The following is a 15,565-nucleotide window of genomic DNA, read 5'->3' as shown; positions in this document are numbered from 1 at the left end:
CAGCACGGCCGCGCGTCAGACCAGCAGCATCAGGTGCTCCCGCTCCCACGAGCTGATCACCCGGCTGAAGGTCGCGTACTCCAGCTCCTTGACCTCGCAATAGGCCTGCACGAACAACTCTCCCAGCATCGCTCCCAGTTGCGGACACTGGCGCATCCGCAGGATCGCGTCTTCCAGGTCGCGCGGCAGGTCGTCGTTGACCTGCTCGGCGCTGTCCGGCGTCGGCTCCGACGGCCTCAAGCCCTCGACCATCCCCAGCAGGCCGCAACTGAGCGTGGCCGCCATCGCCAGGTAGGGATTCACGTCCACGCCCGGCACCCGGTTCTCCACCCGCCTGGCCTGGGGCGAGGAGTTTGGCACCCGGATGCCGCAGGTGCGGTTGTCGTAGCCCCAGCGCACGTTGGTCGGCGCGTTCTGGAAGCGCGACAGGCGGCGGTAGGAATTCACGTGGGGCGCGAACATCAGGAGGGCGTCCGGCACGTAGCGCTCCAGCCCCGCGATGAAGTGGAAGAACAGCGCGCTCGGTCCGCCGTCCTCATTCGAGAAGACGTTGCGCCCGGTGGCGGCGTCCACCACGCTCTGGTGCACGTGCATGGCGCTGCCCGGCTCGGTCTCCATCGGCTTGGCCATGAAAGTGGCGAAGATGCCGTGCCGTAGCGCGGTCTCGCGCACCGCCCGCTTGAACAGGAAGACGCGGTCGGCCAGTTCCAGCGCGTCGCCGTGGGCGAAGTTGATTTCCATCTGCCCCGCCCCGGCTTCGTGGATCAGGGTCTCGACGCCCAGCTCGTGGCGCTTGCAGAAGTCCGACAACTCCAGGAAGAAGGGATCGAAGTCGTTCACCGCGTCGATCGAATAGGACTGGCGGCCCAGTTCCGTCATGCCGGTGCGGCCCGTGGGCGGGCTCAGGGGCTGGTGCGGATCGGTGTTGCGGGCGACCAGGTAGAACTCCATCTCCGGCGCAACCACCGGGCGCCAGCCGCGCGCCGCGTACTGCCGCAGCACCCGGCGCAGCACCGAGCGCGGCGCCAGCTCGACCGGCGTGCCGTCGAACTCCTGGCAATCGTGGATCACCAGGGCCACGCGCTCGGAGGCCCAGGGCACCACGCGCATCGTGGCCGGGTCGGGCACGCAGACCATGTCGGGATCGGTGCTGCCCACGTAGGGCGTATTGTTGGGCTGCTCGCCGTTGACCGTGTTGAGCAGCACGCTCTTGGGCAGCCGCATGTGGTCGCCGTCGAGGAAGAGGTCCTTCGGGAGGATTTTTCCACGCGCGATGCCCGTCATGTCGGTGATGACGCACTCGACCTCGTGGATACCGTGTTCGCGCAGGAACTCGCGCATGCCGTCGCTCATTGCTCTTCCCGCTGATGCTTCGGGAAGTCCACTATAGCACCGGCCCTTGCCCAGGCGGCGCGCCGCTCGCGCCGCCTTCCCGCGCCCCAGGAGTCCGCGCGGCACGAGGGTTTCCTACTGCCGCCCAGGCTCCTAGACCTGGATCCAGGTCGTCTTCAGCTCCGTGTACTTGTCGAAGGCGTGGAGCGACTTGTCCCTGCCGTTGCCCGACTGCTTGTAGCCGCCGAAGGGAACCGTGATGTCGTCGTTGTCGTACTGGTTCACATGCACCGTTCCCGCCCGCAGCGCCCTGGCGGTGCGGATCGCCTTGCTCATGTCGCGCGTCCAGACCGCCGCCGCCAGCCCGTAGGGCGTGCTGTTGGCCTGGCGCACCGCCTCGTCCAGGTCGGTGAAGGACAGCACCGACAGCACCGGCCCGAAGATCTCCTCGCGCGCGATGCGCATGCTCGCGTCCACCCCGTCGAACAGGGTCGGCTCGATGTACAGGCCGCCGCTGTCCTGGCGCGCCGCGCCGCCGCCGGCCAGCAGCCTGGCCCCGGCCGCCTTGCCGTCCTCGATATAGCCGAGCACCGTCTTCATCTGGATCTGGTCGACGATGGCGCCCATCACGGTCTGCTCGTCCAGCGGATCGCCCGGCGCGTGGCGCGGGACCAGGCGCAGCGCCTTCTCCAGGAAAGCCTCGCGGATCGACTCCTCCACGAACAGCCGCGAGGGCGCGTTGCAGCTCTCGCCCTGGTTGAAATAGATCGAGCCGACCGCGCTCGCCACCGCCGCGTCGAGGTCCGGACAGTCCGCGCACACGATGTTGGCCGACTTCCCGCCCAGCTCGGTCCAGGCGCGCTTGAGATTGGACTGCCCGGCCATCTGCAGGATCTGCTTGCCCACCCGGGTGGAGCCGGTGAAGGCGATGCAGTCCACGTCCATGTGCAGGGCCAGGGCCTTGCCGGCTTCGTCGCCGTAGCCCGGCAGGACGTTGAACACGCCCGGCGGCACGCCGGCCTCGAGCGCCAGCTCGGCCAGCCGCAGGGAGGACAACGGGGCCTTCTCGGAGGGCTTGAGCACCAGGCTGTTGCCCGCCGCCAGGGCCGGGCCGATCTTCCAGGCCGCCATCAGCATCGGATAGTTCCAGGGGATGATCGCCGCCACCACGCCGACCGGCTCGCGCGTGATCAGGGCCAGGCTGTCCTCGGGGCTGGGCGCGACCTGGTCGTAGATCTTGTCGGTGGCCTCGCCATACCAGCGGATGCAGTTCTGGGCCAGCTGCACGTCCACGCTCAGGCTGTAGCGGATCGGCTTGCCCATGTCCAGGGTCTCCAGCAGGGCCAGTTCCTCGCGGTGGGCCAGCATCAGTTCGGCGAAGCGGATCAGCACCCGCTTGCGCTCGGCCGGCGCCTTGCCGGCCCAGCGCCGGTCCTCGAAAGCGCGGCGCGCGGCCGCCACCGCCAGGTCGACGTCCTGCGCATCGCAGCGGGCCACCTCGGCCAGCTTGCGGCCGTCGACCGGCGACGTGCTGTCGAACCGCTGCCCGCTGCGGGCGTCCACCCGCCAGCCGTCGATGAATGCCCGCCCGTCCGCCGCCAGCGCCGCAGCGCGTTCATGCCAGTTAATCGCCGTCATGCTCGTCTCCCGTGCCGAAGATGTCCACCGATTCTACCGCGCCGCCCGGCGATGCAAGACCCTATCAGATCCATTAACAGGATCAATTTCACAACATCTGAGCTCGGCGATAAACTATCAACATTCAGAATTCAATAGCAAAATAACTATGAAACCGCTCTCCCTACCTTACGGAAAGATGGCCATGTGCGTGTTGACCTGCGTCTCCGGCGCAGTGGCCATCGTGCACGGCGCCTGCGCCGACGCCTTCCCGCTGTGGACCGGCAAAGGCGCCCTGCTCGGCCTCTGATCCCGCCCCTCTCCCAAAGCCCGCCATGGTCAGCCCACGGCGGGCTTTTTTGCGTCTGGATGTTGTTTCTATTCGTATACGATACCTAGACAAAAACCACACAGACCTGATCCAGGCGCCAGTTTCTGCCCTTATAATCGCGGATTTTCCGCCCGATAATTTTCGTCTCTCGGAGCACACACCGCATGAACACCACTTTGATCATTTTCGTCGTGCTCTACCTGCTGGGGACTCTCGGCCTCGGGATGTGGGCGGGCACGCGGATCAAGAACACCGCCGACTTCGCCGTGGCCGGCCGCAGCCTGCCGCTGATCATGGTGATCACCACCACCTTCGCCACCTGGTTCGGCGCCGAGACCGTGATGGGCGTGCCGGCCAAGTTCGTCCAGGGCGGCCTGAACGCGGTGATCGAAGACCCCTTCGGCGCGGGCACCTGCCTGATCCTGGTCGGCCTGTTCTTCGCCACCAAGCTCTATAAACTCAATCTGCTGACCATTGGCGACTATTACCGCCAGCGCTACGGCAAGGGCATCGAGATCTTCTGCTCGGTCGCCATCATCCTGAGCTACCTGGGCTGGGTGGCGGCGCAGATCACCGCCCTGGGCCTGGTGTTCTCGGTGCTGACCAATGGCGCGATGGCGCCGGCCACCGGCATGATCGTGGGCACCCTGGCGGTGCTGATCTACGTGGTGGTGGGCGGCTTCCTGGCGGTGGCGATCACCGACTTCATCCAGATGATCGTGCTGGTGGTGGGCATGAGCGTGATCGCCGTGTTCGCGGCCGACCTGGCCGGCGGCTCGGACAAGGTGCTGGCGATGGCCCAGCAGGCCGACCTGTGGCGCGTGCTGCCGGAGCCGAGCTTCACCGACATCATGTTCTTCATCGGCGCGGCCATCACCATGATGTTCGGCTCGATCCCCCAGCAGGACGTGTTCCAGCGCGTGATGTCGGCCAAGGACGCGCCGACCGCGCGCACCGGCGCCGTGATCGGCGGCGCCAGCTACATCCTGTTCGCCTTCGTGCCGATGTTCATCGTGGCCGCGGCCGTGGTGGTGATGGGCGGCTCGGCGATGGAACTGGCCAAGAACGACTACCAGCGCCTGCTGCCGACCTTCATCATGACCGAGATGCCGCTGATCATGCAGATCCTGTTCTTCGGCGCCCTGCTGTCGGCGATCAAGAGCACTTCCTCGGCCACCCTGCTGGCGCCCTCCACCAGCTTCGTCGAGAACATCCTCAAGCACCTCAGGCCGGGCATGAGCGACAAACAGCAACTGCTGGCGATGCGCGTGACGGTGGTGATCTTCGCGGCCCTGGTGCTGGCCTATGCGATCGCGATGGAAGGCACCTCGATCTACGAACTGGTGTCGAGCGCCTATCAGGTGACCCTGGTGGGCGCCTTCGTGCCGCTGGTGATGGGCCTGTACTGGAAGCGCGCGACCACCCAGGGCGCGATCCTGTCGATCGCGGCGGGCATCGTGACCTGGCTGCTGTTCTTCGAAGGCGTGACCACCTGGGGCGAGCATTTCCCGGGCCAGCTGGCGGGCCTGCTGGCAGCGTTCGCGGGGATGTTCATCGGCTCGCTGGCGCCGCAGGTGTTCAAGAATCACGGAGAACTGAAGATCGCGGCGGTCTGAGGAAGGCTAAGGCCGACGATTTTCCGGCCCTCACATTCGCTTGGGCTCCCGTCGAGGGGGCCCAAGTTTTTTGGGCAAGCGGCAAGGCTAGGCGAGCCATCCCCGCTTGTTCACCTCGTCCCAGGTCAGGTCCAGGCAGAAGCGGATCTTCTCCACCATCTCGTCGATCTCCGCCACCGTGATCGACAGCGGCGGCGCGACGATCATGCGATCCCCCACCGCCCGCATGATCACCCCGTTATCGAACATGAACTGACGGCACAGCATCCCCACCGCCTGCTCGGCCGGGAAGGCCTCGCATTCGTGCACCGTGGCGCCTTTGCGCCGCACCAGGTTCAGGCCGGCGGCCAGCCCGCAGGTCTCGGCATGGCCGACCAACGGATGCGCGGTCAAGCCGGCGAACCTGGCGCGCAGGTGCGGGCCCGTCTCCAGCGCGACCCGCTCCACCAGCTTTTCCTCGATCAGGATGCGCAGGTTTTCCAGCGCCGCCGCGCAGGCGACCGGATGCCCGGAATACGTGAAGCCGTGGTTGAAATCCCCGCCCTTCTCGATCAGGACATGCGCCACCCGGCTGCCCACCAGCACGCCGCCCAGCGGGACATAGCCCGAGGTGACGCCCTTGGCGAACACGATCAGGTCCGGCTTGGACTGCATCAGCTCGCAGCCGAACCAGGTGCCCAGGCGTCCGAAGCCGCAGATCACCTCGTCCGAGACCAGCAGGATGTCGTACTTCTCGCAGATGCGCTGGATCTCGGGCCAGTAGGTCGCCGGCGGGATGATCACTCCGCCCGCTCCCTGCACCGGTTCGCCGATGAAGGCCGCCACCTTGTCCGGACCCAGCTCGAGGATCTTGTCTTCCAGCCAGCTGGCCGCCACCAGCCCGAAGCCGGCCTCGCTCATGCCGCGGCCGTGCAGGCCGTAGTGCGGCTGCTCGATGTGCTCGATCCCGGGGATCGGCAGCCCGCCCTGCGCATGCATGGCCGCCATGCCGCCCAGCGAGGCCCCGGCCATGGTGCTGCCATGGTAGGCGTTGCGGCGGCTGATGATGACCTGGCGCTCGGGCTGGCCCTGCAGCTGCCAGTAGCGCCGCACCATGCGCACGATGGTGTCGTTGGCTTCCGAGCCGGAACTGGTGAAGAACACGTGCTGGAACTGCGGCGGCGCCAGGCTGGCCAGCAGGGCCGCCAGCTTCACGGCCGGCACGTTGGTGGTGTTGAAGAAGCTGTTGTAAAAGGGCAGCGCCAGCATCTGGGCGTGCACCGCCTCGGCGATGCTGGCGCGGCCGTAGCCGGCGTTCACGCACCACAGGCCGGCCATGCCGTCGATGATCTTGTTGCCCTCGGAATCCCAGACATAGACGCCGTCCCCGCGCACCATCACGCGCGCGCCGCGCTCACGCAGGGCGGCGTGGTCGGTGAAGGGATGCAGGTAGTGCGCCGCATCGAGCTGCTGCAGCGCCTGCGTGTCGTAGCTTTCCGGGGCCTGCGCGCGCAGCGGCGCGGCCGTGAGCTTGGCGTCCATGGTTTCCTCCCATCGTCGTGACCGTCCTCGCTTCAGACGTGCAGCAGCAGGTGCTCGCGCTCCCACGGGCTGATGACACGCATGAATTCCTGGTGCTCGAGGTCCTTCACCGCCGAATACACGTCGATGAAGCGCTCGCCCAGCGCGTCGCGCAGGCGGTCCTCGCGACGCAGCAGGGTGATGGCCTCGGACAGGCCCTGGGGCAGCTCGACCGGCATGTCGTAGGCGCTGCCTTCGACCATCGCCGAAGGCTCGACTTGCCCAGTCATGCCAAGGTAGCCGCAGGCCAGGGTCACTGCCAGGGCGAGATAGGGGTTGGCGTCGGCGCCGATGACTCGGTTCTCGACGCGCCGGTCCTGGGCCCCGGACACCGGCACCCGGAAGCCCACGGTGCGGTTGTCCATGCCCCACTGGAGGTTGATCGGCGCGGCCGTGTGGCGCACGATGCGGCGGTAGGAGTTGACGTAGGGAGCGACGATGGCCATCGCCGACGGCATGTAGCGCTGCAGGCCGCCGATGTACTGGTGGAACAGCTTCGATGGCGAACCGTCCTCGTTGCTGAAGATGTTGCGCCCGGTTTTGGCGTCGACCACGCTCTGGTGCACGTGCATCGCCGAGCCGGGCTCGCCTTCCATCGGCTTGGCCATGAAGGTGGCGTACATGTCGTGCTTGAGCGCGGCTTCGCGCAGGGTGCGCTTGAAGTAGAACACCTTGTCGGCCAGGCCGAGCGGGTCGCCATGCTGGAAGTTGATCTCCATTTGCCCGGCGCCGATCTCGTGGATCAGGGTGTCGACGTCGAGGTTCATGGTGTCGCAGTAGTCGTAGATATCCTCGAACAGCGGATCGAATTCGTTGACCGCGTCGATGCTGTAGACCTGGCGGCTGGTCTCGGCGCGCCCGCTGCGGCCGATGGGCGAGGCCAGCGGCAGGTCGGGGTCGATGTTCTTGGCGGTCAGGTAGAACTCGAGCTCGGGCGCGACCAGCGGCTTCCAGCCGCGCTCCGCATACAGCTTGAGCACGCGCCGCAGCACGCTGCGCGGGGCGAAGTCGACCGGGCTGCCGTCGGCGAAGAAGCAGTCGTGGATGACCTGGGCGGTCGGGTCCACCGCCCACGGCACCATGGTGATGGTGGTCGGGTCGGGCTTCAGGATCATGTCGCGGTCGGTGGCCGAGATGGCGCGGTTATAGGCGTCGTCGCGCTCCGGCGTGTTGCCGGTGACGGTCATGCCCAGCACCACCTCGGGCAGGCGCATGCCGCGATCCTCGGTGAATTTCACGCGCGGCAGGATCTTGCCGCGGGCGACGCCGGTCAGGTCGGGGACCAGGCATTCGATTTCGGTGACTCGCTTCGCATTGAGCCACTCTTCCATGTCGGTATAACTGAAATGTTCGCGGATAGCCATGATTGCCTCACTGTCTAGGTCAGGCGCGCGCAGGCGGCTCGCCATGGCGCGCGCGATGGGTACGGCAGGCAGGGAAGCTATGGGACTGGACGCGCAGCCCATGGTTCATAGGCTGTCATCCTCGGCTCCGGCGCTGTTCTCGATAGGCGCGGCAGGCTTGCCCGAACGCGCCGAACATCTTCATCGAATAGGGATTGTGCTGGATACGCCACTCGGGGTGCCACTGGACCGCCAGCGTGAAGCCGGGCGAGTCCTTCACCGTGAAGGCTTCGACCAGGCCGTCCTCGGCCACCGCCTCGACCGTCAGGCAGGGCGCGATCTCGTTCACGCCCTGGCCATGCAGCGAGTTCACGGGGATCTCGTCGGCTTCCAGGATGCCGCGCAGGAATCCGCCCTCGGTCAGCCTGACCCGGTGCGCGTCGCCGTACTGCTCGTCCATGCCCAGCTCGGGGTTCTCGCGGTGGTCGAACTTGCCCGGCACCGCCTGCACCGCCTGGTGCAGGCTGCCGCCCAGCGCCACGTTCATCTCCTGGAAGCCGCGGCAGATCGCGATGATCGGCACGCCGCGCTTGACCGCTTCGCGGATCAGCGGCAGCGTGGTCTGGTCGCGCGCGGGGTCTTGCGGCAGGCTGGGGTCGAGCACCTCTTCCGAGTAGTAGCTCGGATGGACGTTGGAAGCGGAACCGGTGAGCATGATGCCGTCGATCAGCCCGAACATGGTCTCCAGATCGAGCGACGCGCCAAGCGAAGGCAGGATCATGGGGGCGCAGTCGGCTCCGAGCACGACGGCGTCGACATACTTGTGCTGCGCCGCGTGGTACGGATGTTCGCCGAAATCACGCGTGCACGCGGGGACGATGACGAGGGGGCGCATGGTATCTACCTTGTGGTAAGGCGCACAGGTCCATCATACGAGCATTCGGACCGAAGCGCGAGAGGCGTTTAATCCAGATCAACAACAGCGCGGAGGCCTTCAGCTCCTTCTGCCGATCTGCCAGGGTTATTAAACCGATAGCAAAAGCTTAACGGACACTCCCGTGGCATGCCAACACGGTTACTGAAGGCAATAGAGTGAAATCTTCTTTCATGAAGAGCTCATCAATGAAATATTCTTTCAGCAGAGCCGCAGCCATGAATTTATGCCTGCCGGGAAGTTTTTCGCTGTCAAACCGTCTACACTCAAGCTTTCCACCACCACCCGCCTCCCCATGAAACGTCTGCTGACCGCCCTCCTTGCCGCGCCCCTGCTCGCCGCTCCCCAACTGCAGGCGTCCGAACTGTCCAAGGCTGTCGCCCGCGACTACGACGCCCACCTGGGCGCCCTGTTCGACCACTTCCACCGCAATCCCGAGCTGTCCTTCCTCGAAACGAAGACGGCGGCGCGGCTGGCGCAGGAATTGCGCGCCGCCGGCTTCGAGGTCACCGAGGGCGTGGGCGGCACCGGCGTGGTGGCGATCCTGAAGAATGGGCCTGGCCCGCTGGTCATGATGCGGGCCGACATGGACGGCCTGCCGATGCTGGAAAAGTCCGGCCTGCCGAACGCCTCCACCGCGACCCAGAAGGACATGGAAGGCAATGTGGTGCCGGTGGCCCACTCCTGCGGGCACGACGTGCACATCACCAGCCTGGTGGGCACGGCGCGCCGCATGGCCCAGGACCGCAAAGCCTGGTCGGGGACCCTGATGCTGGTCGGCCAGCCGGCCGAGGAGCGCATCGGCGGCGCGCTGGCGATGATGAAGGACGGCCTCTACCAGCGCTTCGGCAAGCCGGACTACGCGCTGGCCTTCCACGTGAAGGCCGACATGGCTGCCGGCAAGGTGCACGCCTCCGAGGTCTCGCCCTATTCGGGCGCGGACACGGTCGAGATCCTGATCAAGGGCGTGGGCGCGCACGGGGCCCAGCCGCATCGCAGCAAGGACCCGATCGTGCTTGGTTCGCTGATCGTGGTCGGCCTGCAGACCATCGTCAGCCGCGAACTCGGCCCGCGCGAGCCGGGCCTGATCACGGTCGGTTCTTTCCACGGCGGCACCAAGGCCAACATCATCGGCGACAACGCACGCCTGCAACTGACGGTGCGCAGCGAAAGCGCGGCCACCCGCAAGCTGCTGCTGGACGGGATCCGGCGCATGGCCGAGAACACCGCGCGCGCGGTCGGCATGCGCGAGGACGAGCTGCCCGAGGTGAAGCTGGTCGACAACCCGACCCCGCCGGTGCTCAACAACGTGGAGCTGGTGCGGCGCCTGCGCGCGGCCTGGACCCGCGACATGGGCCGCGAGGCGATCGGCGAGGAAGAGTTCCGCGAAGGCATGGGCTCGGAAGACTTCCCGCAGTTCGTCAGCGACCCGCTCATCCCGAGCGTGTATTTCACCGTGGGCGGCACGGCGCGCGAGGACATCGCGGCCAGCAAGGCGGGCAAGCTGACGCTCCCGACCCACCACAGCCCGCTCTTCAAGATCCTGCCGGCGCCGGCCGTCACCACCGGCGTGGAAGCGACCGTAGTCGCGCTGCAGGACTTGATGCGCAAGAAGTGAAACGTTCAGCCGTGGGCCGCGCGCCGCCGAAAAGGTCTACCATGACGGCCTGACATTCGAGCAACACGCACGAGGACATCATGCTGAACCTGAAAGACCCTTCCCTGCTGCGCCAGCAAGCCTATATCGATGGCGCCTGGTGCGACGCCGGCAACGGCGAGACCGTCCCGGTGGTGAACCCCGCCACCGGCGAACAGCTCGGCACTGTGCCGCACATGGGCGCGGCCGAGACCCGCCGCGCCATCGAGGCCGCCGACGCCGCCTGGCCGGCCTGGCGCAAGAAGACCGCCAAGGAGCGCGCCGCCATCCTGCGCGCCTGGAACGACCTGATGCTGGAGAACGCCGACGACCTGGCGCTCCTGATGACCGCCGAGCAGGGCAAGCCGCTGGCGGAATCCAAGGGCGAGATCAGCTACGCCGCCGCGTTTTTCGAGTGGTTCGGCGAGGAAGCCAAGCGCATCGCGGGCGAGACCCTGCAATCGCCATGGCCGGACCGCCGCATGGTCGTGACCAAGGAACCGGTGGGCGTGTGCGCCGCCATCACGCCCTGGAATTTCCCGGCCGCGATGATCACCCGCAAGGTGGCCCCTGCCCTGGCGGCCGGCTGCCCGATCGTGGTGAAACCCGCCGAGCTGACCCCCTTCTCGGCCCTGGCCCTGGCCGTGCTGGCCGAACGCGCCGGCGTGCCCAAGGGCGTGTTCAACATCGTCACCGGCGACTCCAAGGCGATCGGCGGCGAGATGTGCGCCAATCCGCTGGTGCGCAAGCTGAGCTTCACCGGCTCGACGCCGGTGGGCCGCCTGCTGATGGAGCAGTGCGCGCCGACCGTCAAGAAGATCTCGCTGGAGCTGGGCGGCAATGCGCCCTTCATCGTATTCGACGACGCCGACCTCGACGCCGCGGTCGAGGGTGCGATCGCCTCCAAGTACCGCAACATGGGGCAGACCTGCGTGTGCGCCAACCGCATCTACGTGCAGAGCGGCGTGTACGAGGAGTTCGCGCGCAAGCTGGCCGAGGCGGTGGGCAAGCTCAAGGTCGGCAACGGCGTGGAGCCGGGCGTGAACCAGGGGCCGCTGATCGAAGAAAAAGCGGTGCGCAAGGTCGAGCAGCACATCGAGGATGCCTTGTCCAAGGGCGCCCGGCTGGTCTACGGCGGCAAGCGCCACGAACTGGGGCACACCTTCTTCCAGCCCACCGTGCTGCTCGACGTGACGCCGGACATGCTGGTGGCCAAGGAAGAGACCTTCGGGCCGGTGGCGCCGCTGCTGCGCTTCGAGACCGAGGACGAGGTGATCGCGCTGGCGAATGCGAGCGAGTTCGGGCTGGCTTCCTACTTCTATTCGCGCGACATCGGGCGTGTGTGGCGCGTGGCCGAGGCGATCGAGAGCGGGATGGTGGGCGTGAACACTGGACTGATCTCGACCGAGGTGGCGCCCTTCGGCGGCGTGAAGCAATCGGGCATGGGGCGCGAAGGCTCGGTGCACGGGATGGACGATTATCTCGTCATGAAGTACCTGTGCATTGGGGGGATCTGAAGCTTGCGCTGGCCGGCGAGGTTGACGAGCCGGCCAGCAGCGCTGCCCCGTACCCGCTGCGCTAACACGCACCCGCAGCGCTAGCACTCACCCGCAGCGCTAGCACTCACCCGCAACGCTAGTACTCACCCGCAGCGCTAGCACGCACCCGCAGCGCGAAGACGCACCCGCAGCGCGAAGACGCACCCGCAGCGCGAAGACGCACCCGCAGCGCTAGTACGCACCCACAGCGCGAAGACGCACCCGCAGCGCTAGCACGTCGCCCCCGCGAAGGCGGGGGCCCAAGTTTGCATGCGTTGCCACGCGCTCCGAAGCTAGCGGCATGCGGCGAACTTGGGCCCCGGCCTTCGCCGGGGCGACGAGGTGTGGCTGCGTTGGGAGCTGAAGGGATGCGAAGAAACTTGGTCCCCCGCCTGCGCGGGGGCGACGAGGGGGCGGCTGCGTGCGGGGCTTGGGGGATGCGGAGAAACTTGGGCCCCCGCCTGCGCGGGGGCGACGTACTAAGGCCGCGGCGCGACGTGCAGGCAAGCGAGTCGACCCGCTACTTCTTGTACTCGTAATACTTGCGCGCGTCTCCCCGCACCTGATCGGCCGGATACTTCGCGCGGTTGAGCACCATCTTTTCCTGCACCGCCGCCATCAGGTCGACGTCGAGCTTGTCGGCCAGGCGCACCAGGTAGACCAGCACGTCGGCCATCTCGTGGCGCACCTGTTCCAGCTTGGCCTCGCCCAGCTCCTCGGGCCGCCCATGCTGCAGCCACTGGAAGTGCTCCAGCAGTTCCGCCGCTTCCACCGTCAGCGCGGAGGCGAGGTTCTTGGGCGTGTGGAACTGGTCCCAGTCGCGCTCGTCCACGAACTCGCGCACCAGGGCGCGCAGCTGGGCCAGCTCGCCCCTGGGCTCGCCCTCGGGCGCGTCCGTGCTCACGCTGCGTCCGCTCTCGCCGCCTCCGCTCACGCGGCGTCCGCTGACACGGCGTCCTTCGCCGCGTAACCTTCCAGCACGTGCTGCAGCTTGGGCTCGATCTCCTCGAAGCTCTTGACCGTGATGCCCAGGTCGCGCAGCAGGCCGTCGTGCACGCCATAGACCCAGCTGTGAATGGTCAGCGGCTGCCCGCGTTCCCACGCGTCGCGCACGATGGTGGTCTGGGCCACGTTGATCACCTGCTGGGCCACGTTCAGCTCCACCAGGCGGTTGGTCGCGGCGCGGCCGGTGACGGCGCCCAGGTACTTGCCGTGCTTCTCGCGCACGTCGCGCACGTGGCCCAGCCAGTTGTCGGCCAGGCCCACGCGGCCGTCCGTCAGCGCCGCGTGCACGCCCGAGCAGCCGTAGTGGCCGCAGATGATGATGTGCTTGACCTTCAGGACGTCGATCGCGAACTGCAGCACGCTCAGGCAGTTCAGGTCGGAGTGGACCACCACGTTGGCGATGTTACGGTGCACGAACAGCTCGCCCGGGGCCATGCCCAGCAGCTCGTTGGCCGGCACGCGGCTGTCCGAGCAGCCGATCCACAGGTATTCGGGAGCCTGCTGCTCCGACAGCGCCTTGAAGAAGTTGGGGTCCTTCTCCACCATCGAGGCAGCCCAGTTGCGATTGCGCTCGAACAGCTCGTCCGCAGTCAATCCCGTCGTCTTGTTGGTCATGTTCACTCCTTGTTCTGTGGTTGGCGTCCGTGCGGACGCGGCCGGCGTGCCCGTGCAGGCCGGCCTGGTAAGCTTGTCAATTCCGGAAATACTCGAAGTGTAACAGTGTTGACTGCCCCTCGTCCGGTATTTACAGGTGTTTCGCCGCTTCGCGGCGGGTCAGCGGCGACAGTGTTTCCCCCGCCTGGGCCAGGAAATCCGCGACGAAGGTCGGGTCCCAGCGCGCGTAGTCGCGCAGGGCCCAGCCGATCGCCTTGCGGATGAAGAATTCCTGCTCGCCCGCCAGGCGCAGCGCATGGTCCTCGAGGCGCGCCGTGTCGGTCTGCAGGCGCCAGCCCAGCTGGTGCAGCATGGCGGCGCGCCGCACCCAGAAGTCCGGATGCGCGATCCATTCGTCCATCAGCGCCCTGGCCTCGCGCCTGGCCAGCAAAATGCGCCCGATCACCGCCGTCAGGCCGTCCACCGTGTCCCACCAGCTGTCGCGCACCAGCCAGCCCTGCAAGGCCGGCAGCTGCGCGGGACCGAGCGCCCGGACGTGCTGGCGCAGCAGGTCGATGGCGGCGTAGCGCAGCTCGCGTTCCGGACGGCGCCACAAGGCCTCGGCCGTGTCCAGCAAGGCCTCGGCCTCCTGCGGATGCGCCGCGATCAGGTCCTTCACGGCGCCGCGCCGCGCCGGCGTGGGCACGCCGACGAAGGCGAACTTGCCCTGCATGTAGGCGCGCATGCCGGCCGCCCGGTTGGCGTCGGCCAGGGGCAGCAGGCGCTCGGCGAAGGCGAGGGAAAGGTCGGTGTCGGGCATGGTATTCGGGCGTAAAAAAACGCCGGGGGCATGCCGCCCGGCGTTTCATGGTAGCGCAGCGCGCTTACTCGAAGAAGTCCTTCACCTTGTCCATCCAGCCCTTGCTCTGCGGGCTGTGCTTGGAACCGCCCTCGTTGGTCAGGCGGTCGAACTCGCGCAGCAGGTCCTTCTGCTTGTCGGTGAGCTTGACCGGGGTCTCGACCACCACGTGGCAGAACAGGTCGCCCGTGTAGCCCGAGCGCACGCCCTTGATGCCCTTGCCCTTGAGGCGGAAGGTCTTGCCGGTCTGGGTGCCTTCGGGCACCGTGAACGAGACCTTGCCGGTCAGGGTCGGGACCTCGATCTCGCCGCCCAGGGCGGCCTTCGAGAACGAGATCGGCATCTCGCAGTGCAGGTCGTCGCCCTCGCGCTGGAAAACCGGATGCGGCTTGATGTGGATCTCCACGTACAGGTCGCCCGGCGGCCCGCCGTTGGTGCCCGGCTCGCCGTTGCCCGAGGAGCGGATCCGCATGCCGTTGTCGATGCCGGCCGGGATCTTCACTTCCAGGGTCTTGTTGCGCTTGATGCGGCCGGCGCCGGCGCAGGCCGCGCAGGGTTCCGGAATGATCTTGCCGCTGCCGTGGCACTTGGGGCAGGTCTGCTGGATGCTGAAGAAGCCCTGCTGCATGCGCACCTGGCCGTGGCCGGCGCAGGTGGTGCAGGTCACCGGCGAGGTGCCCGGCTTGGCGCCGCTGCCGTGGCAGGTGTCGCACTTGTCCCAGCTCGGCACCCGGATCGTGGTGTCGTAGCCGTGGGCCGCCTGCTCCAGCGTGATCTCGAGGTTGTAGCGCAGGTCGGCGCCACGGTAGACCTGGGGACCCGAGCTGCGGCCGCGGCCGCCTCCGAAGATGTCGCCGAAGATGTCGCCGAACGCGTCGCCGAAGCCGCCCGCGCCGAAGCCTCCGCCCATGCCGCTGTTCGGGTCCACGCCGGCGTGACCGAAGCGGTCGTAGGCCTCGCGTTTCTCCGGGTTGGTCAGCATCTCATAGGCTTCCTTCACCTCCTTGAACTTCTCCTCCGCTTCCTTGTTGTCAGGATTGCGGTCGGGGTGGTATTTCATCGCCAGCTTGCGATACGCCTTCTTGATGTCGTCTTCCGACGCGCCTTTGGCGACCCCGAGGATCTCGTAAAAATCACGCTTTGCCATGCTCGGCACCTTGCTCTTGTCTACAAACGAAACGGTCTATCACGCAAAAAAGA

The 15,565-nt window shown here is 67.0% G+C and carries 12 protein-coding genes; 3 read left to right on the top strand and 9 right to left on the bottom strand.

The window, feature by feature from the left end; all coding sequences use genetic code 11:
* Nucleotides 1–15: 15 nt before the first annotated feature.
* Both B0920_RS15670 and B0920_RS15665 read right to left on the bottom strand, forming a co-directional pair.
* Entirely contained in the window at nucleotides 16–1,353 is a 1,338-nt protein-coding gene (locus tag B0920_RS15670) for a glutamine synthetase family protein (RefSeq protein WP_078033596.1), read from the bottom strand.
* A 132-nt stretch (nucleotides 1,354–1,485) separates the two neighbouring features.
* Nucleotides 1,486–2,970, bottom strand: a complete 1,485-nt coding sequence (locus B0920_RS15665) for an aldehyde dehydrogenase (RefSeq protein WP_078033595.1) — start codon at nucleotides 2,968–2,970, stop codon at nucleotides 1,486–1,488.
* A 474-nt stretch (nucleotides 2,971–3,444) separates the two neighbouring features.
* Here B0920_RS15665 and B0920_RS15660 point away from each other — a divergent pair, with 474 nt between their 5' ends.
* Nucleotides 3,445–4,896, top strand: coding sequence for a sodium:solute symporter family protein (locus B0920_RS15660; protein ID WP_078033594.1), 1,452 nt, complete (start codon nucleotides 3,445–3,447; stop codon nucleotides 4,894–4,896).
* 87 nt (nucleotides 4,897–4,983) lie between these two features.
* On the opposite strand, the gene B0920_RS15655 is transcribed toward B0920_RS15660, so the two are convergent.
* The 3 genes from B0920_RS15655 to B0920_RS15645 form a co-directional block, all read right to left on the bottom strand.
* Nucleotides 4,984–6,417, bottom strand: a complete 1,434-nt coding sequence (locus tag B0920_RS15655) for an aspartate aminotransferase family protein (RefSeq protein ID WP_078033593.1) — start codon at nucleotides 6,415–6,417, stop codon at nucleotides 4,984–4,986.
* A 32-nt stretch (nucleotides 6,418–6,449) separates the two neighbouring features.
* Entirely contained in the window at nucleotides 6,450–7,820 is a 1,371-nt protein-coding gene (locus B0920_RS15650) for a glutamine synthetase family protein (RefSeq protein ID WP_078033592.1), read from the bottom strand.
* 115 nt (nucleotides 7,821–7,935) lie between these two features.
* Nucleotides 7,936–8,694 (bottom strand): gamma-glutamyl-gamma-aminobutyrate hydrolase family protein, encoded by a 759-nt coding sequence (locus B0920_RS15645; protein ID WP_078033591.1) that lies wholly within the window; start codon nucleotides 8,692–8,694, stop codon nucleotides 7,936–7,938.
* Nucleotides 8,695–9,028: 334 nt separating this feature from the next.
* On the opposite strand from B0920_RS15645, the gene B0920_RS15640 reads away from it, so the two are divergent.
* A complete protein-coding gene (locus B0920_RS15640; RefSeq protein WP_078033590.1) occupies nucleotides 9,029–10,351 on the top strand; it encodes an amidohydrolase in 1,323 nt (440 codons plus the stop codon).
* 80 nt (nucleotides 10,352–10,431) lie between these two features.
* Complete coding sequence (locus tag B0920_RS15635; RefSeq protein ID WP_078033589.1) at nucleotides 10,432–11,886, top strand: NAD-dependent succinate-semialdehyde dehydrogenase; 1,455 nt, start codon at nucleotides 10,432–10,434, stop codon at nucleotides 11,884–11,886.
* Between the two features lie 541 nt (nucleotides 11,887–12,427).
* Here B0920_RS15635 and B0920_RS15630 read toward each other — a convergent pair.
* From B0920_RS15630 to dnaJ, 4 genes are all read right to left on the bottom strand, one after another.
* On the bottom strand, nucleotides 12,428–12,811 hold the full coding sequence (locus tag B0920_RS15630) for a nucleotide pyrophosphohydrolase (protein ID WP_078034437.1): 384 nt from the start codon (nucleotides 12,809–12,811) through the stop codon (nucleotides 12,428–12,430).
* Nucleotides 12,812–12,837: 26 nt separating this feature from the next.
* Entirely contained in the window at nucleotides 12,838–13,527 is a 690-nt protein-coding gene (gene can / locus B0920_RS15625; RefSeq protein WP_078033588.1) for a carbonate dehydratase, read from the bottom strand.
* A 130-nt stretch (nucleotides 13,528–13,657) separates the two neighbouring features.
* Nucleotides 13,658–14,326 carry a DNA alkylation repair protein gene (locus B0920_RS15620; protein WP_078033587.1) on the bottom strand — a complete coding sequence of 223 codons (669 nt, stop codon included), beginning with the start codon at nucleotides 14,324–14,326 and terminating at the stop codon, nucleotides 13,658–13,660.
* Between the two features lie 64 nt (nucleotides 14,327–14,390).
* The gene (gene dnaJ / locus B0920_RS15615) at nucleotides 14,391–15,512 is read right to left on the bottom strand and encodes a molecular chaperone DnaJ (RefSeq protein ID WP_078033586.1); all 1,122 of its coding nucleotides are present in this window, start codon (nucleotides 15,510–15,512) and stop codon (nucleotides 14,391–14,393) included.
* Nucleotides 15,513–15,565: the final 53 nt, after the last annotated feature.

Source organism: Massilia sp. KIM, from assembly GCF_002007115.1.
GTDB lineage: Bacteria > Pseudomonadota > Gammaproteobacteria > Burkholderiales > Burkholderiaceae_D > Telluria.
Note: the sequence above shows the minus strand (reverse complement) of the source record. Positions and strands in the feature narration are given on the sequence as shown.